Source organism: Lachnoclostridium sp. An131, assembly GCF_002160825.1.
Taxonomy (GTDB): Bacteria; Bacillota; Clostridia; order Lachnospirales; family Lachnospiraceae; genus Laedolimicola.
This window is the reverse complement of sequence record NZ_NFLI01000044.1, coordinates 1-647: the sequence shown is the minus strand read 5'-3', so window position 1 is coordinate 647 and position 647 is coordinate 1. Positions and strand designations below refer to the sequence as shown.

Here is a 647-nt window from a genome sequence, read left to right as displayed (position 1 = left end):
TTATACAGTACCCGTACCGTAAACCGACACAGGTAGATGAGGAGAGAATCCTAAGGCCGACGGAAGAAGCATTGTTAAGGAACTCGGCAAAATGACCCCGTAACTTCGGGAGAAGGGGTGCCTGCGAGAGCAGGCCGCAGAGAATAGGCTCAAGCAACTGTTTAGCAAAAACACAGGTCTATGCGAAACCGAAAGGTGAGGTATATGGGCTGACGCCTGCCCGGTGCTGGAAGGTTAAGGGGAGGGCTTAGCGCAAGCGAAGGTCTGAACTTAAGCCCCAGTAAACGGCGGCCGTAACTATAACGGTCCTAAGGTAGCGAAATTCCTTGTCGGGTAAGTTCCGACCCGCACGAAAGGCGTAATGATTTGAGCGCTGTCTCGACAATGCATCCGGTGAAATTGAAGTACCAGTGAAGATGCTGGTTACCCGCGCCAGGACGGAAAGACCCCATGGAGCTTTACTCCAGCTTGATACTGGGATTCGGTATTGCATGTACAGGATAGGTGGGAGGCTTTGAAGGAATGACGCCAGTTGTTCTGGAGCCGCTGTTGGGATACCACCCTTGCAGTATTGGGTTTCTAACCAGCCGCCGTGATCCGGCGGTGGGACAATGTCAGGCGGGGAGTTTGACTGGGGCGGTCGCCTC

Annotated in this window: 1 rRNA gene; it reads left to right on the top strand. The window is 53.8% G+C overall.

Annotation, left to right across the window (positions count from 1 at the left end):
- Window positions 1-647 (top strand): 23S ribosomal RNA (locus tag B5E77_RS16730); the annotation flags it as partial.